General features: G+C 71.1%; 17 protein-coding genes. 10 read left to right on the top strand and 7 right to left on the bottom strand.

What is annotated here, in order from left to right; genetic code table 11:
* Window positions 1–78: 78 nt before the first annotated feature.
* Window positions 79–609 (bottom strand): uridine kinase family protein, encoded by a 531-nt coding sequence (locus tag DSC45_RS22250; RefSeq protein WP_346426670.1) that lies wholly within the window; start codon window positions 607–609, stop codon window positions 79–81.
* 496 nt (window positions 610–1,105) lie between these two features.
* Between DSC45_RS22250 and DSC45_RS22240 the strand changes: the two genes are divergently transcribed.
* From DSC45_RS22240 to ung, 6 genes are all read left to right on the top strand, one after another.
* Window positions 1,106–1,954, top strand: a complete 849-nt coding sequence (locus DSC45_RS22240; RefSeq protein ID WP_119293662.1) for a HipA family kinase — start codon at window positions 1,106–1,108, stop codon at window positions 1,952–1,954.
* Window positions 1,951–2,334: a DUF3037 domain-containing protein gene (locus DSC45_RS22235; protein WP_119293661.1), complete on the top strand. Its 384-nt coding sequence runs from the start codon at window positions 1,951–1,953 to the stop codon at window positions 2,332–2,334. The genes DSC45_RS22240 and DSC45_RS22235 overlap by 4 nt, the downstream gene beginning before the upstream one ends.
* Window positions 2,335–2,568: 234 nt before the next feature.
* On the top strand, window positions 2,569–3,330 hold the full coding sequence (gene fabG / locus DSC45_RS22230; protein ID WP_119293660.1) for a 3-oxoacyl-ACP reductase FabG: 762 nt from the start codon (window positions 2,569–2,571) through the stop codon (window positions 3,328–3,330).
* Between the two features lie 25 nt (window positions 3,331–3,355).
* Window positions 3,356–4,111, top strand: coding sequence for an SDR family oxidoreductase (locus DSC45_RS22225; RefSeq protein WP_119293659.1), 756 nt, complete (start codon window positions 3,356–3,358; stop codon window positions 4,109–4,111).
* Between the two features lie 140 nt (window positions 4,112–4,251).
* On the top strand, window positions 4,252–5,832 hold the full coding sequence (locus tag DSC45_RS22220; protein ID WP_119293658.1) for an ABC transporter substrate-binding protein: 1,581 nt from the start codon (window positions 4,252–4,254) through the stop codon (window positions 5,830–5,832).
* 81 nt (window positions 5,833–5,913) lie between these two features.
* Window positions 5,914–6,603, top strand: coding sequence for a uracil-DNA glycosylase (ung, locus tag DSC45_RS22215; protein WP_119293657.1), 690 nt, complete (start codon window positions 5,914–5,916; stop codon window positions 6,601–6,603).
* 18 nt (window positions 6,604–6,621) lie between these two features.
* Here the strand turns inward: ung and DSC45_RS22210 are convergent, their stop codons facing one another.
* From DSC45_RS22210 to tdh, 3 genes are read right to left on the bottom strand one after another with little or no spacing between them, the layout of a single operon-like run.
* Window positions 6,622–7,524, bottom strand: coding sequence for a LysR family transcriptional regulator (locus DSC45_RS22210; RefSeq protein WP_119293656.1), 903 nt, complete (start codon window positions 7,522–7,524; stop codon window positions 6,622–6,624).
* Window positions 7,521–8,744, bottom strand: a complete 1,224-nt coding sequence (locus tag DSC45_RS22205; RefSeq protein WP_119293655.1) for a glycine C-acetyltransferase — start codon at window positions 8,742–8,744, stop codon at window positions 7,521–7,523. The genes DSC45_RS22210 and DSC45_RS22205 overlap by 4 nt, the downstream gene beginning before the upstream one ends.
* Window positions 8,745–8,794: 50 nt before the next feature.
* A complete protein-coding gene (gene tdh / locus DSC45_RS22200; protein ID WP_119293654.1) occupies window positions 8,795–9,823 on the bottom strand; it encodes an L-threonine 3-dehydrogenase in 1,029 nt (342 codons plus the stop codon).
* A 316-nt stretch (window positions 9,824–10,139) separates the two neighbouring features.
* On the opposite strand from tdh, the gene DSC45_RS22195 reads away from it, so the two are divergent.
* Together DSC45_RS22195 and DSC45_RS22190 are read left to right on the top strand one after the other, a co-directional pair.
* Complete coding sequence (locus tag DSC45_RS22195) at window positions 10,140–10,394, top strand: hypothetical protein (protein ID WP_205571391.1); 255 nt, start codon at window positions 10,140–10,142, stop codon at window positions 10,392–10,394.
* Between the two features lie 384 nt (window positions 10,395–10,778).
* Window positions 10,779–11,306 (top strand): hypothetical protein, encoded by a 528-nt coding sequence (locus DSC45_RS22190; RefSeq protein ID WP_119293652.1) that lies wholly within the window; start codon window positions 10,779–10,781, stop codon window positions 11,304–11,306.
* 187 nt (window positions 11,307–11,493) lie between these two features.
* Here the strand turns inward: DSC45_RS22190 and DSC45_RS22185 are convergent, their stop codons facing one another.
* Both DSC45_RS22185 and DSC45_RS22180 read right to left on the bottom strand, forming a co-directional pair.
* The gene (locus DSC45_RS22185) at window positions 11,494–11,976 is read right to left on the bottom strand and encodes a hypothetical protein (RefSeq protein ID WP_119293651.1); all 483 of its coding nucleotides are present in this window, start codon (window positions 11,974–11,976) and stop codon (window positions 11,494–11,496) included.
* 199 nt (window positions 11,977–12,175) lie between these two features.
* The gene (locus tag DSC45_RS22180) at window positions 12,176–12,766 is read right to left on the bottom strand and encodes a TetR/AcrR family transcriptional regulator (RefSeq protein ID WP_119293726.1); all 591 of its coding nucleotides are present in this window, start codon (window positions 12,764–12,766) and stop codon (window positions 12,176–12,178) included.
* A 114-nt stretch (window positions 12,767–12,880) separates the two neighbouring features.
* Between DSC45_RS22180 and DSC45_RS22175 the strand changes: the two genes are divergently transcribed.
* Together DSC45_RS22175 and DSC45_RS22170 are read left to right on the top strand one after the other, a co-directional pair.
* Window positions 12,881–14,068: an FAD-dependent monooxygenase gene (locus tag DSC45_RS22175; protein ID WP_119293650.1), complete on the top strand. Its 1,188-nt coding sequence runs from the start codon at window positions 12,881–12,883 to the stop codon at window positions 14,066–14,068.
* Window positions 14,069–14,085: 17 nt separating this feature from the next.
* Complete coding sequence (locus DSC45_RS22170) at window positions 14,086–14,991, top strand: Gfo/Idh/MocA family protein (RefSeq protein ID WP_119293649.1); 906 nt, start codon at window positions 14,086–14,088, stop codon at window positions 14,989–14,991.
* On the opposite strand, the gene lnt is transcribed toward DSC45_RS22170, so the two are convergent.
* Window positions 14,915–16,519: an apolipoprotein N-acyltransferase gene (lnt, locus tag DSC45_RS22165; RefSeq protein WP_119293648.1), complete on the bottom strand. Its 1,605-nt coding sequence runs from the start codon at window positions 16,517–16,519 to the stop codon at window positions 14,915–14,917. The genes DSC45_RS22170 and lnt overlap by 77 nt on opposite strands.
* Window positions 16,520–16,622: the final 103 nt, after the last annotated feature.

Below are 16,622 nucleotides of genomic sequence, written 5' to 3'. Positions count from 1 at the left end.
CTGCGCGACCTCAGGACGGCACGACGAGGTCGCGCGGACGAAGTTCGGGCTGCGTGAACAAACAAGGCCGTCCGGTGGTCACGTCGGGCGAAGCCCGTCGCCGCTGGTGTCCCTCGCCTTCCGGGCCGGCCTGAGCGGGGGGCGTGGTCCACGCAGGTCTATGAACGTCGCGAGGTCCTCGACGAGCGCTTGGGGGCTCCGAGTGCCGTCGAGGACGATGTCTGCGCGGGCGCGCGTGGGTTCGACGTGCTCGGCGTGCGCCTGTCGGCCGCGCGCTAGATAACCCCGCACTGACGCCTGTGGATCCGCGGCCGCGTCTTCGAGTTTACGGAGTACCTTTCGTGCGAGGCGGATGTCGGGCGGGACATCGACGTACGCGCGCACCGCCGCCTGCCGGTGCAGTTCGGGCAGCGCGAGCGCGAACGTCCCTTCCACGACCAGAAGGTCCGTCTCACTGTGCCGGGCCAGCGCTTCGCAGAGCCGGCCGGTGTCGATGGACCGGGGGTCGCTGAAGTCGACGATCCGTGTGCCGGGGACGCCGGTGGACGGGACGGTCGGCGCGAGGCCGGGATCGCGGTAGAAGTAGTCGTCCAGATGCACGACCGTCACGCCGGTCGCGCAGTGTGCTGCGAGGCTTCGGGCGAGGGTGGACTTCCCTGCACCCGCCCCTCCCGCCAGCAGAAGGCGGTGTGCTGAACCCACTTCGTTGCCCCGCTCTGTCGTCTTGGTGCCCCGACTTCGATTCAGTCCTCGTCGCAGGAGAACGGCGCGAGCCGCTCGAACTCGCGAGCCGCTCGAACTCGCGAGCGCGCCGCATACGACGAGGGACGTCTCCCATGGTGGCGGGAGAGGCGGTCGTTGCTCTCCTTCGAGAGCTCGGGCTCTCCTCGCCCGTCAGCACACTCGGTCACCACGCGCACTGCATACCGGAGGCCGGGAGCCAGGGGCGTACCGCCCTGGCCGGGACGCTCGGCGAGCGCGGGAAGTGGAGTGGCAGGCGAAACTCTCCAGATTCTCCCCAGGGCGATCGGGGCCGCGTCGTCGGTGGCGCTCGCGCCGGCTGAGGCTTCGATTGCAAGGGTGAGGAGTTGGATAACCTGGCGCAATGCTCACCGAAGTCACCGCGACCCGCTACGTCACGCCCTTGCGTGAAGGCGGCTCGCTCCCCGGGATCGTCGAGGCCGACGACCTCGGCACGTATGTCATGAAGTTCACCGGGGCAGGGCAGGGCCGGAAGACCCTGGTGGCCGAGATCATCTGCGGGCAGCTGGCCCGGCGGATCGGTCTGCGGGTGCCGGACCTCGTCCGGATGCACCTCGACCCGGTGATCGGACGGTCCGAGCCGGACCAGGAGGTGCAGGAGCTCCTGAAGGCCAGCGGCGGTCTGAACCTCGGGATGGACTTCCTGCCGGGATCCATCGGCTTCGACCCGCTGGCCTACGCGGTGACGTCGGCGGAGGCGGGCCGTGTCGTCTGGTTCGACGCCCTGGTGAACAACGTGGACCGGTCCTGGCGCAACCCCAACCTGCTGGTCTGGCACGGCGATCTGTGGCTGATCGACCACGGCGCCAGCATGATCTGGCACCACAACTGGCGCTCCGCGGCCGCCGCGGCCGAGAAGCCCTACGACGCCGCGGACCACGCACTCGCCTCCTTCGGCCCGGACGTGAACGCCGCTGATACGGCGCTCGCGCCCCTGGTCACCGAGGAACTGCTCACCGAGGTCGCCGCGGACGTCCCCGACGCCTGGCTGGAGGACGAGCCGGGGTTCGAGGGGCCCGACGCCGTGCGCCGCGCCTACGTCGACGTTCTGCTCGCCCGGGTCCGAGGCCTGGCCGACCGCATCACGCTCGGCCCGCGCACCGAACGCCCGGCGTCCAACGCCCCGGGCTGGCTGACCGAACAGGTCGACCTGCGGCCGCGCACCGCGCGCACCGGCGGTGTCGGCGCATGAGTGAGCGAGACGTCTTCGAGTACGCACTGCTGCGGGTGGTGCCGCGGGTCGAGCGCGGCGAGCAGTTCAACGCCGGTGTGGTCGTCTACTGCCGGGCCAAGTCCTTCGTGGCCGCCCGCACCCACCTCGACGAGGCCAAGTTGAAGGCCCTCGACACGCAGGCGGACGTGGTCGGCGTACGGGCGGCGCTGCGGGCGGTCGAAGGGATCTGCTGCGGCGGCGAGGCGGCAGGACAGGCAGCGGGCGACGACGCGGGCCGGCGCTTCCGCTGGCTGATCGCGCCGCGGTCCACCGTCGTGCAGCCCGGCCCCGTGCACACCGGTCTCACCGCCGATCCGGCCGCCGAGGTGGCGCGCCTCCTCGAGCTGCTCGTCCACTGAGAGGCGTCCGTGTCCGGGGCGGCCGGTCCTGGCGTCTTGGGCGGTCGGCGGACGCGGGTGGGTGCTCGGACGTGGTGCGTGACACAGGGCTCCAGCAGCCGATGAGCCGTTGACACCGGGTGCCAGGGCTTCTAGCGTCACGACTGCCGAAGGTACTAAGCGGTCGCTCACCGGGAATGACTGAGACCGGAGCGCCGCTGGTGCGCAGCCGCATCGAGGGCGAGGAGAACAAGGATGTCCACCACTGAAGCGCGCGTGGCCGTAGTCACGGGAGCCGCACGAGGCATTGGCGCGGCCACCGCGATCCGGCTGGCCGCCGAGGGCCGCGCGGTCGCCGTGATCGACCTCGACGAGGGCGCCTGCAAGGACACCGTGGAGACCATCACCGCCGCAGGCGGCAAAGCGCTCGCGGTCGGCTGCGACGTGTCCGACGAGGCTCAGGTCGAGGCCGCCGTGGCCCGTATCGCCGCCGAGCTCGGCGCCCCGCAGATCCTCGTCAACAACGCCGGCGTACTCCGCGACAACCTGCTGTTCAAGATGGAGGCGTCCGACTGGGACACCGTCATGAACGTGCACCTGCGCGGCGCCTTCCTGATGTCCAAGGCCTGTCAGAAGCACATGGTCGACGCCGGCTTCGGCCGCATCGTGAACCTCTCCAGCTCTTCCGCCCTCGGCAACCGCGGACAGGTCAACTACTCGGCCGCCAAGGCCGGTCTGCAGGGCTTCACCAAGACCCTGGCCAAGGAACTCGGCAAGTTCGGCATCACCGCCAACTCCGTCGCCCCGGGCTTCATCGTCACCGAGATGACCAAGGCCACCGCCGACCGTGTCGGCATGGGCTTCGAGGACTTCCAGGCCGCGGCCGCCACCCAGATTCCCGTCCAGCGCGTCGGCCGGCCCGACGACATCGCCAACGCGATCGCCTTCTTCACCGGGGAGGCGGCCGGATTCGTCTCCGGACAGGTCATGTACGTGGCCGGCGGCCCGCTCAACTGACGCCAGGATCAAGGGAATCAGCATCATGACTGTGCAGGACAGCGGCAAGACCGCACTGGTCACCGGCGCCAGCCGCGGCATCGGCTACGGCATCGCCGAGGCCCTCGTGGCCCGAGGCGACCGCGTGTGCATCACCGGACGCAACGAGGACGCGCTCAAGGAAGCCGTCGACAAGCTCGGCCCGGACCGGGTCATCGGCGTCGCCGGCAAGGCGCACGACGAGGCCCACCAGGCGGTGGCCGTCGAACGCACCATGGAGACCTTCGGACGCGTCGACTTCCTGGTCAACAACGCGGGCACCAACCCGGTGTTCGGCGCGATCGCCGACCTGGATCTGAACGTGGCCCGCAAGGTGTTCGAGACCAACGTCATCTCGGCGCTCGGCTTCGCCCAGCAGACCTGGAAGGCATGGCAGAGCGCCAACGGGGGCGCCATCGTGAACATCGCGTCGGTCGCCGGCGTCTCCGCCTCGCCGTTCATCGGCGCGTACGGCATGAGCAAGGCGGCCATGGTCAATCTGACGCTGCAGCTCGCCCACGAGTTCGCGCCGAAGGTGCGGGTCAACTCCATCGCGCCCGCAGTGGTCAAGACGAAGTTCGCCCAGGCGCTGTACGAGGGGCGGGAGGAGGAGGCAGCCGCCTCCTACCCGCTCGGCCGGCTCGGCGTGCCCGAGGACATCGGCGGTGCCGCGGCCTTCCTGACGTCCGAGCAGGCGGACTGGATCACCGGCCAGACACTCGTCGTCGATGGTGGCATCTTCCTCAATGCGGGCGTCGGCTGACGAACGGTACAGCCGCCGAACTACGCCGCACAGCCGACGTTTGTGCATATCAAGTGCCCTGCCGGTCCTGAAGGTTGGACCGGCAGGGCACTGCGGTATCGTCTGCCCACCTCTAGCGTGGCCGATCGAGGAGCGTGCGCGTGTTCAACCGGACCCGAAGCCTGCAGACGGCTGCGGCACTTGTGTCCATATCCTTGGTCGCGGGCTGTGGCCTGCTCGAATCCCAGAGCTCCGACGACGAGGAGCCCATCGTCGTCGGAACGACGAGCGCCCCCTCCACCCTCGATCCCGCCGCGGCCTGGGACGGTTCCTGGGAGCTGTACCGGAACGTCTACCAGACGCTCGTCAGCTTCCCGACCGGCAGCTCCACGCCCGAGCCCGACGCCGCGGAGCACTGCGAGTTCCGGGGCGAGAACAACCAGGTCTACCACTGCGAACTGCGCAAGGGCCTCCAGTTCTCCGACGGCAGCAGCCTGGACGCCAAGGACGTCAAGCACTCCATCGACCGGATCAGGAAGATCGGCGTCACAGGCGGCCCCGAGGGCATGCTCGGCAGCCTGGACAAGGTCACCGTCGAGGGCGAGCGCGGAGTCACCTTCCACCTCGAAAAGCCCGACGCCACCTTCCCGTTCGTCCTCGCCACCCCCGCGATGTCCCTGGTCAACGAGGAGGACTATCCGGCGGGCAAGCTCCGCAACGACGGCGCGGTCACCGGCTCCGGCCCGTACGTGCTGCAGGAGTACAAGGAGGACGACACCTCCGAACTCGTACGCAACGACAAGTACAAGGGACCGGCGGACCGCAAGAACAACGCGGTCACCATCCGCTACTTCCAGGACTCGGCCGAACTGGCGGGCGCCCTCAAGAAGAAGGACATCGACGTCACCTTCCGAGGCCTGGCCTCCGAGGACATCGTCGATCTGGACGCGCAGAACTCCAAGAAGGGCATCCAGCTCATCGAGGGCGCCGGCACCGAGACGCGCTACCTGGTGTTCAACCCCAAGGACCGGTGGACGAAGAACCCCGCCGTGCGCAAGGCGATCGCCCAGGTCATCGACCGCTGGGCGATCGCCCACAACGTCTACAAGGACACCGTCGAGCCGCTGTACTCGATGGTCCCGCAGGGCGTCGCCGGTCACACCACGGGCTTCTTCGACACCTTCGGCAAGCCGAGCACCGCCAAGGCCCGCGCCATCCTCGACGAGGCCGGAATCAACGAGCCGGTACCGCTCACGCTCTGGTACACCACCGACCGCTACGGATCGGTGACGCGGACCGAGTTCGAGGAGATCGAGCGGCAGCTCGAGGCGTCCAAGCTGTTCGACATCAAGCTCGAGGGCCGGCCCTGGAGGACGTACGAGAAGGGCTACCGGGCGGGCGAGTATCCGGTGTTCGGCCGCGGCTGGTTCCCCGACTTCCCCGATGCGGACAACTTCATCGCGCCCTTCGTGGGCGAGAACAACGCACTCGGCACGCCCTACCCGTCGCCGAAGATCATCGCCGATCTGCTGCCGCAGTCCCGCAGGGAGCCCGACCGCGGTGCGGTGGCCCGGGAGTTCGAGGCCGCTCAGGAGATCCTGGTGAAGGACGCGCGGCTGCTGCCGCTGTGGCAGGGCAAGCAGTACGTGGCGGCGAGCGAGGAGATCGCGGGCGGTGAGCGGGCGCTCGACCCGTCGACGATCATGCAGATGTGGGAACTGCACCGGAAGACCAGCTGGTAGGCGCATGGTCGGCGGTGCGGTGTCAGTGGCCGACGGTAGGTTTTGGGGAAGTCGAGACACCGCACCACGGAGGTTGTTCACGTGACCGGAACCGCCGCGCTCCCCGCGTCCTGGCAGGACGCACTCGGCGACGAGCTGAGGCAGCCGTACTTCGCGGAGCTCACCGAGTTCGTCGAGAAGGAGCGGGCGAACGGACCGGTGTACCCGCCGTCGTCCGAAGTTTTCGCCGCCCTGGACGCCACACCGTTCGACCGGGTCAAGGTGCTCGTCCTCGGCCAGGACCCCTACCACGGCGAGGGCCAGGGGCACGGTCTGTGCTTCTCGGTACGTCCCGGGGTGCGGACGCCGCCGTCGCTGCGGAACATCTTCAAGGAGATGCACGCCGAACTCGGCACCCCGGTGCCGGACAACGGCTATCTGATGCCCTGGGCCGAGCAGGGCGTCCTGCTGCTGAACGCGGTGCTCACCGTCCGCGCGTCCGAGGCCAACTCCCACAAGGGCAAGGGCTGGGAGCGATTCACCGATGCGGTGATCCGGGCGGTGTCCGCGCGTCCGGACCCGGCGGTCTTCGTCCTGTGGGGGAACTACGCACAGAAGAAGCTGCCGCTGATCGATGCGGAGCGCCATGCGGTGGTCAAGGGTGCTCACCCCTCGCCGCTGTCCGCACGGAAGTTCTTCGGTTCCCGGCCGTTCACCCAGATCGATGCCGCGGTCGCCGCACAGGGACACACCCCGATCGACTGGCGGATCCCCGACCTGGCCTCGAGCTGACGGGCGGCTGCCGCCGGATCAGCCGACGGCCGCTTCGCGCAGCGCGTCGATGACCGGCCTGATCAGCGGATGCGCCTCCGCCCCATGGCGTACCGCGGCGAACACCTTGCGGGCCGGGGCGGCGCCGTCCACCGGCCGCACGGCGGCCGCCGTGAGGTCCATGCCGTGCAGTGCGGAACGCGGGACGAGCGCCACCCCGGCGCCGGCCGAGGCGAGTGCCACCACTGCCCGGAAATCGTCGGAGGAGTGCTCGAACTGCGGCGAGAATCCGGCGTGTTCACAGGCCAGGACCACCACGTCGTGGCAGGGATTGCCCGGGTACGGTCCGATCCAGGTGTCCCGCGCGAGCTCGGAGAGCGGCACCCACTCGGCGTCCGTGAGCCGGTGCCCCACCGGCAGCACCGCGTCGAACGGCTCCGCGTAGAGCGGCACCCTGGTGATCCGGTCGTCGTCGGCGCCGGGGGCGCCCCGGTACTCGACGGCGACCGCGACATCGATACGCCGGTCGAGGAGCATCGGCAGGCTGGCGTCGCCCTCGGCGTCCTGGACCCGCACCCGGATGCCCGGTGCCCGTACGGCCAGCTGTGTCAGGGCCGGACCGACGACGAGCCCGATGCCGGTCGCGAACGAGGCCAGCGTCACCGTGCCGGCCTCGCCCGTGCTGTACGCGGCCAGCTCCGCCTCGGCCCGCTCCAGCTGGGCGAGCACGGAGTTGGTGTGGGTGAGCAGGATCTCGCCGGCGGCGGTGAGGGTGACCCCGCGTGCGCCCCGTTCCACCAGCTTGTGACCCGTCTCCTGCTCCAGGGCCGCCAGCTGCTGGGAGACCGCGGAGGGCGTGAGATAGAGCGCGGCGGCGGCCGCCGTCACGGTGTTGTGGTCGGCCACCGCCCGGAGGATGTGCAGCCGCCGCGCCTCGATCATGCCTCCGATACTGCCAAACCCGTCGCGTCCAGGTGCGCGCGGGCCTCGACGAAGGCGTCCACGGCACGGTTCACGTCCTCGGTGGAGTGCGCGGCCGAGAGCTGTACGCGGATACGGGCCTGGCCCTGCGGCACCACGGGATACGAGAAGCCGATCACGTACACCCCGCGCTCCAGGAGCAGCTCGGCCATCCGGCCCGCGATCGTCGCATCGCCGATCATGACCGGCGCGATGGCGTGCTCGCCGGGCAGGATGTCGAATCCTTCGGCTGCCATACGGCTGCGGAAGAGCTCTGTGTTCCGGGCGAGACGTTCCCGCAGGTCGCCGGCCGATTCGAGCAGGTCGAGCACCTTCAGGGAGGCCGCCGCGATCACCGGGGCGAGGGAGTTGGAGAAGAGGTACGGGCGCGAGCGCTGACGCAGGAGCGCGACGATCTCGGCGCGGGCGGCGACGTAGCCGCCGGAGGCGCCCCCGAGGGCCTTGCCGAGCGTCCCGGTGATGATGTCGACACGGTCCATCACACCGTGCAGCTCCGGAGTGCCGCGCCCGCCGGGGCCGACGAAGCCGACGGCGTGCGAGTCGTCGACCATCACCATCGCGCCGAACCGCTCCGCCAGATCGCAGATGTCCGCGAGCGGGGCCAGATAGCCGTCCATCGAGAAGACGCCGTCCGTGACGACCAGCTTGCGTCGCGCACCTGCTTCGTCCGCGGCCTTCAACTGGGCCTCGAGATCGGCCATGTCACGGTTGGCGTAGCGGAACCGGCGGGCCTTGCTCAGCCGGATGCCGTCGATGATCGAGGCGTGGTTGAGGGCGTCGGAGATCACCGCGTCGTCCGCGCCGAGCAGCGTCTCGAAGACACCGCCGTTGGCGTCGAAGCAGGACGAGTAGAGGATCGTGTCCTCCTGGCCGAGGAACGCGGACAGCCGCGCCTCGAGCTCCTTGTGGACCTCCTGCGTGCCGCAGATGAAGCGGACGGACGCCATGCCGTATCCCCAGCGGTCGAGCGCGGCGTGTCCGGCGGCGACGACCTCGGGGTGATCGGCGAGTCCGAGGTAGTTGTTCGCGCAGAAGTTGAGTACCTCGCCGGGGCGGCCGCCGGCCGTGACCTCGACGCTCGCGGACTGCGGAGTGCCGATGACCCGCTCGGGCTTGTGCAGGCCGGCCGCGGTGATCTCGTCGAGGGTGGTGCGGATGTCGTCGCGTACGTCGTCGAGCATGGGAGAAGTCCTTCGGGGAGGGGAGTTCAGGGAGCCGCGGACAGGCGGAGTCAGGCGCTCCAGTCCAGGATGACCTTGCCGCCGCGGCCGCTCGCCGCGTCGTCGAAGGCCGCTTCGAAGTCGGTGTACGGGTAGCGGCCGGTGATCACCGGTGACAGGTCGAGGCCGCCCTCCAGAAGCACGGACATCGCGTACCAGGTCTCGAACATCTCTCGGCCGTAGATGCCCTTGACGGTGATCATCGAGGTCACGATGCGGGCCCAGTCGACCGCGAACTCCTCGGACGGCAGGCCGAGCATGGCGATCCGGCCGCCGTGCGTCATGTTGGCGAGCATCTCCCGCATCGCGACCGGGTTGCCGGACATCTCCAGGCCGATGTCGAAGCCCTCGCGCAGACCGAGCTCACGCTGGCCGTCGGCGATCGTGGCGCCGGACACGTCGAGGGCCAGACTGACCCCCACCTTGCGGGCGAGGTCGAGGCGCTCCTCGCTGACGTCGGTGATCACCACGTTGCGGGCGCCCGCGTGCTGGGCGACCGCCGCAGCCATCAGGCCGATCGGACCGGCGCCGGTGATGAGCACGTCCTCGCCCACCAGCGGGAAAGAGAGCGCCGTGTGCACCGCGTTGCCGAACGGGTCGAAGATCGCCGCGACGTCCAGGTCCACCGGCGCCCGGTGCACCCACACATTGGACGCGGGCAGCGCGACGTATTCGGCGAACGCGCCGTCACGGCCCACGCCGAGTCCCACCGTCGCGCGGCACAGATGCCGGCGCCCGGCCAGACAGTTGCGGCAGCTCCCGCACACCAGGTGGCCCTCGCCACTGACCAGGTCACCGACGGCGATGCCGGTCACGCCGCGACCAGTCCCGACGACCTCGCCGACGAACTCGTGGCCGACGACCAGCGGCGTACCGATCGTCGACCGTGCCCAGCCGTCCCAGGCCCGGATGTGCAGATCCGTGCCGCAGATCCCGGTCCGCAGCACCTTGATCAGTACGTCCGAGGTGCCGACGGACGGTTCGGGGACGTCCGCCAGCCACAGCCCCGGTTCTGCCTTGTCCTTGACCAGTGCCTTCAACGGATCGGCTCCTTCGTGGGGCTCCCACGGCAGGGCGAGCCCAAGGGAGTGGAGTGGGTGGAGGGCGGTCGTCCACCGCCGCATCCGACTCTTCCGTACGGGGATGCCGCGGTCCATCGAGGATTTCTTAAGCACCGCCGAAGGTTTCCTGCATGCCGCGCGCAGGGCTGCGTCCGGCTCCAAAGGAAACGGCTCTCACGCACCAGCGCGCACGGCTCTCCGACGACGAACGCCGGCGTCTCATCGACGAGTTCATCCACGCCACTTCGGTGGTCCGCACGCCGATCCCGACCTCGTCGCGATGCTGCGCCCGACCATGCCCGAGCTGCCGGAAGACCCCGAGCCCGAGCAGGTCGACGCCCGGGCGGAACTCGCCGAACCCACCCAGGAACAGGACTTGCGTACCGCGGTGCGCCGGATGGCCGAGCATCAGGCGGCCCAACGTGCCCGGCGCGACGCCACCGGGCTGCACCACGACCTCACCGAAACGGTCCGCGGGCAGGCCGGTCGTGCCCTCACCGACGGCAGCTCGCGGACTCCGCCGAGGAGTCACCCGTCGTCGACGGCCTGACCTCCCGCCACGCCCAGGTATGCGACCGCACGGACGACATCGACCTGCGCCGCCGGCTCCCGGCCCGCCTGGAGATCGCCAACGGGACCCGTACAGAACGGTATGGGCGCCTGGTGTCCGTCAACAACGGACGGACCCTCCCGCCGAGCCCGGCGCCGGTCTTCGCCCGGTTCATCGAGGCCCTGCGAGCTCCTCCCTACGGCGCTCCGCCGGTCCGTCCGGTTCGCCGGCCCGGGATACCGCGTGCGGCAGGAAGTGGACGGCCCGGAAGGTGCGGGTCGCGTCCCCGGCTTGGGTGCCGGTCGCGGGGTGACGTCTCGCGGACCGACCGGTCCCGGGGCATGGTCGGACGTACGGCCAAGCATCGCGAACATGGAGGAAGCCGTGGCTGAAGAGCAGGAGCCGGCGTCGAAGGATGCCGTCATGGCCCGGGCCGGGCAGGCGGTCATGCTGCATCGTGCCGGGGACCGCGAAGAGGCCCGCAACCGTTTCCTCGCGCTGTGGGAGGAGGTCGGAGAGGCCGGCGACCCGCTGCACCGCTGCACGATCGCCCACTACTTGGCGGACACCCAGGACGACCCCGCCGACGAACTGGACTGGGACCTCAGGGCCCTGGCCGCGGCGGAGCGGCTCGCGGAAGCACGGGCGGAGGAGGAGCACCACCAGTCCCTGGCGTTGCGTGCCTTCTACCCGTCGCTGCACGTCAACCTGGCGGCGGACTACCTCAAGCTCGGCAAGGAGACCGAGGCCCGCGTGCACCTGACGGCCTCCCGCGCAGCCTTCGGCTCCCTCGTCGACGACGCACACGGCGACGGCATCCGGAACGCGGTCGAGCGTCTCGAACGGCGACTGCAGTCCAGCGGATCGTCACCCGGCGGGCCGCTGGGACCGCCACATCCGCGTCCCGCATAGAACTCCGGGGTTCACCACCTTCATGCCCGTACGACGTGAACGGCGGTCGCGAACCAGCGGCAGCGGGTGCCGCGCGCTGCCCCGGGGAAGTCCGGTGTGCCCCCTTCGGCCGAATCGACGGGCAGCCACTTGTGCGGTGCCCCGGTCATGCGCGCCCGGGACGGCCTCACGCACTGCCGTCCCGGCGCTAGCCGCGGGACGCGCGTTCGCAGATCCGTGCCTGTGGGCTGTCCGGGGGCCAGCCGCCGTACTGCCGTCCGAGCTTGCAGAGTTCAGCGCCGATGGCCGTCTGGGTGGGCAGGACACGGGCGGGCAGGTCGCCGCCCACCGGAAGCCGGGGCGCCCGGGCCCTGCCCTGGCCCGGTGGGCCGCCCCCGGGAGGGTCTCCGGGAGTCGCCGTCGGTGCCGGGCCTGCGTCCTGCCCGGGCGTCGGCGCGGGCGACGCCGTGTCCGTGCTCTTGCTCGGGGCCGGGCCCATCAGCCGCAGGGCCTCCCGCGCCGGCGCCTCGACTGCCCTGGGTGCCGAACCCCGCTGCGCGCTCGGAGCCGCGACCGGAGGGGCGGTGGGGGAGCCGGACTCCCGGACCGAGGGCTGTGCGACGGAGACGCATCCGGAGACGGCGGTGACCGCCACCGTGACGAGGAGCGCCGCTGTGGTCATTCGGTGCATCCGGGCAACTCTGCTCCGTCCCGGGCCTCTTGGAGCAGGGAAGGGATGAGGTTGGCCCGGGCGGGTGACGCCGGTCACCCGCCCGTGGAAGCCGTGCGGAGCCGGGTGGACGCCGCGGAACGATTGACTGCGCGGCGGCGCCCGCACGGTGAACGGCGCCCGCCCGAGCGGATCGGCCCACGCCGCGGACCATGAGCCGTCAGGCCGACAGCATCCCGCGCAGTACCTCGCCGAAGCCTGCGCGCAGCTGAGCCACCGACGGCGTCGTCGCATGGAAGGAACCGGCCACGCAGCAGAACAGCATCCCGTCGCACCAGGCGACGAGCTGCAGTGCATGCCGTTCCGGATCCGCCGAACCGGACTCCCGCAGCAGTGCGAGCAGCGGTTCGCTGAACTGCCGCCCGGCCTCGTCGTAGTACCGCCGCAGCTCGGGGCGTCGCGTCGCCTCGAGCGCCAGCTCGTAGCGGGCCACCACCAGGGGGCGGTGCCCCTCGAGGGACCGGTGCAGAGCCAGTGCGAGGCTGTCCGCGAACGCGTCGATCCCCTTGGCCGGATCCGGCAGTTCGCGCGGCGCGAGGACCTGGCTCTCGCGCTCGGCCAGCCGGCGCACGGCGGCTTCGAGGAGCGCGAGTCGGGTGCGTGCCTGGTTGGACGTCGATCCCTCGGGCAGTCCGGCCGCCGCGTCCACCGCCCGGTGGGTGAGGCCCCGCATGCCACGATCGGCGAGCAGGGCGAGCGCGGCGTCCGCGATCCTCTCGGCCCGGGTACGCCCCGGTGTGCTCTCGGTCATGGCGGCCACTCTACCCACGACGACTACAGCTGTAGTATGGTCGGCGCCATGGGGTGACTACACCTGTAGTAACCGGATTGCGGTCATCACGCGGAGCGACCAGCAGGAGGAGTCATGGCACGCGCACTGATCATCGGCGGGGGCATCGGCGGGCTCACCGCGGCGGTGGCCCTGCACCGGCGCGGCTGGCAGGTCACCGTCCTGGAGCGCGCCGCATCTCTGGAACCGGTCGGCGCCGGCATCTCGCTCGCCCCCAACGGGCAGCGCGCCCTCGACGTCATCGGCCTCGGCGATCCCGTCCGCGAACTCGCCGCCTGGCAGGGGCCCGGCGGGCTGCGCACCCCGGGCGGCCGCTGGCTGGCCCGTACCGACAGTGCCGCCACCGCCCGCCGCTTCGGGAGCACCCTGGTGCTGCTGCACCGGGCCACCCTCATCGACCGGCTCCGCGCCGAACTCCCGCAGGACGCCGTACGCGTCGACAGTCCGGCCGAACTCACCGACCCGGGTGGCACCACCCGCCCCGCCACCGTCACCACCACCGCGGGTGAGGAGCAGGCCGACCTCGTGGTCGGCGCCGACGGCATCAACTCCCAGGTGCGCCGGGCCCTGTTCCCCGACCACCCGGGAACCGTGTATGCGGGATTCACCACCTGGCGCTGCGTGGTCCCCTCGGCCGGGCGCGAGTTCGCCCCGCACGAGACCTGGGGCCGCGGCCGGCTGTGGGGCAGCCAGCCGCTCAAGGACGGCCGGATCTACGCGTACGCCGCCGCAGCCGTGCCGGCGGGAGGCAGCGCCCCCGACTCCGAACTGGCCGAACTGCGCCGGGTGTTCGGGGGTTGGCACCAGCCGATCCCGGCGATCCTGGACGCCGCCGCCCCCGAGGACGTCCTCCGCAACGACGTGCGGTACGTGAAGCAACCTCTGCCCGCCTACCATCGCGGCCGCGTCGCGCTGCTCGGCGACGCCGCACACGCGATGCCCCCGAGCCTGGGACAGGGCGGCAACCAGGCCATCGAGGACGCCGTCGTCCTCGCCCACCACACCCCCGGCGAAGCCGAACTCGGCCTCGCGCTCGCCGCGTACACCCGCGACCGACTGCCCCGCACGATGGACGTCGTCCGCAGGTCCGTCCGGACCGGCAGGGCCACCACCGTGCGCAGCCGAGCCGGCGTCATGGTGCGCGACACGGTGATCGCAGGCGTCGGACGGTTCGGCGGCAGCGTCATGCTGCGCAGCTTCGACGGGGTCCTGGACTGGCAGCCGCCCGAGCGCACGTATGCTGCCCGTCCGGAAAGCCACTGACAGCAGGGGAGACGGACGTGAAGGTCGGCTGCATCGGGCTCGGTGACATCGCGCAGAAGGCCTACCTTCCGGTACTCGCCACCCTCCCCGGCGTCGAACTGCACCTGCAGACCCGCACCGCGGCCACCCTGGAGCGCATCGGAGCCGCCCACCACCTGTCGGCCGAGCGGCTCCACACCGACCTGGACTCACTGCTCGTCCAGGGCCTCGACGCCGCCCTGGTGCACGCCCCGACCGCGGCCCACCCCGCCATCGTCGAACGCCTCGTCGAGGCCGGCGTCCCCACCTACGTCGACAAGCCCATCGCGTACGAACTCGCCGAGTCCGAACGGCTGGTGGCGCTCGCCGAGGACCGCGGAGTGTCCCTCGCCGTCGGCTTCAACCGCCGTCACGCACCGGGCTACGCCCAGTGCCTCGAGCACCCGCGCGATCTGATCCTGCTGCAGAAGCACCGTGCCGGACTGCCCGAGGACCCGCGCACCTTCGTCCTGGACGACTTCATCCACGTGGTGGACACGCTGCGCTTCCTCGCACCCGGCACCGTCGACGACGTGGTGGTCCGCGGCAGGATGCGCGACGGGCTGCTCCACCATGTCGTTCTGCAGCTCTCGGGCGACGGGTTCACCGCGATCGGGGCCATGAACCGGCTCAGCGGCTCCACCGAGGAACTGCTCGAGGTGTCGGGCCAGGACGCCAAGCGCGAGGTGCGCAATCTCGCCGAGGTCGTCGACCACAGGGGGCAGCCCAGCGTGCGCCGGCGCGGAGACTGGGTGCCGGTCGCCCGCCAGCGCGGCCTCGAACAGGCCGTACTCGAATTCCTCGACGCGGTCCGCGTGGGCCGGACGCTCAGCGCCCGGGACGCGCTGGCGACTCACGCATTGTGCGAACGGGTGCTGGAACGCCTTCTGACTGCGGCCGTCTGAAGGCCCGCAGCCCCTCCACCGCACAGAACGCGGCGAGTACGCCGAGTGCTCCGTGCATGGCCCAGTCGCCGATCCGTACGTACGCGGTGACGCCGGAGGCCAGCGGCACCTCGTACACCTCGGCGCTCCGCTCGTCGGTACCCAACTGCCTGCCGATCCGTTCCCCGGACGGGCCGTACACGGCGGAGACGCCGGTCAGCGTGGCGTGCGCCATGGGCCGTCCGCTCTCCGCGGCCCGGATCGCGGCGAGCGAGGCGTGCTGCTCCGGCGCCCAACTGCCCTGGAAACTCGACGTCGAGGACTGCGCGAGCAACAACCCCGCACCCTCCCGCGTCAGATGCCGGCTCATGTCCGGGAACGCCGACTCGAAGCAGACCAGCGGCCCGGCCTGCAGCCCGCCGGACAGCCGCATCAGGGCCGGCGTCTCACCGCGCACCCGGTCCTCGCCCGCGGCCTTGCCGACGGACGTGGCCCACCCGAGGAGAGCCCGCGCCGGCACGTACTCACCGAACGGCACCAGGCGCATCTTGTCGTAGCGGTCACCGGTCAAGCCCTTCGGGCCCACCAGGACCGAGGACTTGAAGATGCCGGGCCGGTCCGAGCGCCGCGCGTCGACGTTCACCAGGATGTCCGCGCCCACGTCCCGCGACAGCCGGGAGAGGCGGTCGGCGAGATCGGGGCGGTCCGCCAGATCGAATCCGACGCTGCTCTCGCCCCACACCACCAGATCGAGGTCCCGCCCGGCCAGCTCCCTGGTCAGCGCCTCCTGCTTCTCGAAGCGCTGCGCGGCGCCGCTGTCGCCGTCGAACATCCCGGCCTGGACGAGCGCGATCCGCGCCGTGCCGTCCCGTTCCGGCCGCGGCGCCCACACCCACACGGCGCTCACGGCGACCGCGGTGAGTGCCATCCCCGCGGCGGCGGGGGTACGGGCGGCCGGAACGGCGATCAGCAGGGCCACCGCCGTGTTGACCGCGACGATGACCAGGCTGACCAGCCAGACGCCACCCACCGAGACGAGCCGAAGCGCAGGTTCCACCTGCCACTGGCTCGATCCGAGCAGCCCCCACGGGCCACCGAGCCTCTCCCACGACCGCACCAGCTCGGCGAACAGCCAGACCGACGGCAGCACCACCAGAGCGGCCGCGGCCCGCCGCGGCGAAGGGCGCCCCGCAAGCAGCTGCCGCACGAGCCGGCCCCAGGGCCACCACAAGAGACCCAGCAGAGCCGCGATCAGCAACGTGAACACATGCAGGCTGGGCAAGAGCCAGTGGTGCACGGCCAGCATGAAGCCGATCCCGCCGATCCATCCGTCGAGCCCCGCCCGCCGGTACGTCGGCGCGGACGCCGCCAGCAGGATCCACGGCACGAGGGCGACGTAGGCGAACCACCACCAGGCGGGCGCGGGGAAGGCGAGCGCGGGCAACGCCCCCGCGGCGAACGCCGCGCCACCCCGCCACCACGGCGAGTCGAGTGCCCGGCCCGCCCTGCGTGCGATTCCGGCTCCCGTCGTCCCGGCCAAGAAGTCCATGCCCCGCCTCCTCGCCTGCACGCCGCTGCGTAGGACCAGTGTGCGGGCGTACGGCGGTACGCGACAGGGTGCGTGGAACCGGTTGCTCCGCACGGGCTGCGCC

The sequence above is a fragment of the Streptomyces sp. YIM 130001 genome (genome assembly GCF_003574445.1).
In the GTDB taxonomy this organism is placed as follows: Bacteria; Actinomycetota; Actinomycetes; order Streptomycetales; family Streptomycetaceae; genus Streptomyces.
This window is presented reverse-complemented; position numbering and strand designations above follow the sequence as displayed.

Bases quoted from the DNA above. Each gene is read 5' to 3' on its own strand.
- DSC45_RS22240 (WP_119293662.1), top strand. From the start codon at position 1,106: ATGCTCACCGAAGTCACCGCGACCCGCTACGTCACGCCCTTGCGTGAA.
- DSC45_RS22235 (WP_119293661.1), top strand. From the start codon at position 1,951: ATGAGTGAGCGAGACGTCTTCGAGTACGCACTGCTGCGGGTGGTGCCG.
- fabG (WP_119293660.1), top strand. From the start codon at position 2,569: ATGTCCACCACTGAAGCGCGCGTGGCCGTAGTCACGGGAGCCGCACGA.
- DSC45_RS22225 (WP_119293659.1), top strand. From the start codon at position 3,356: ATGACTGTGCAGGACAGCGGCAAGACCGCACTGGTCACCGGCGCCAGC.
- DSC45_RS22210 (WP_119293656.1), bottom strand. From the start codon at position 7,524: ATGATCGAGGCGCGGCGGCTGCACATCCTCCGGGCGGTGGCCGACCAC.
- DSC45_RS22205 (WP_119293655.1), bottom strand. From the start codon at position 8,744: ATGCTCGACGACGTACGCGACGACATCCGCACCACCCTCGACGAGATC.
- DSC45_RS22195 (WP_205571391.1), top strand. From the start codon at position 10,140: ATGCCCGAGCTGCCGGAAGACCCCGAGCCCGAGCAGGTCGACGCCCGG.
- DSC45_RS22185 (WP_119293651.1), bottom strand. From the start codon at position 11,976: ATGCACCGAATGACCACAGCGGCGCTCCTCGTCACGGTGGCGGTCACC.
- DSC45_RS22180 (WP_119293726.1), bottom strand. From the start codon at position 12,766: ATGACCGAGAGCACACCGGGGCGTACCCGGGCCGAGAGGATCGCGGAC.
- DSC45_RS22175 (WP_119293650.1), top strand. From the start codon at position 12,881: ATGGCACGCGCACTGATCATCGGCGGGGGCATCGGCGGGCTCACCGCG.
- lnt (WP_119293648.1), bottom strand. From the start codon at position 16,519: ATGGACTTCTTGGCCGGGACGACGGGAGCCGGAATCGCACGCAGGGCG.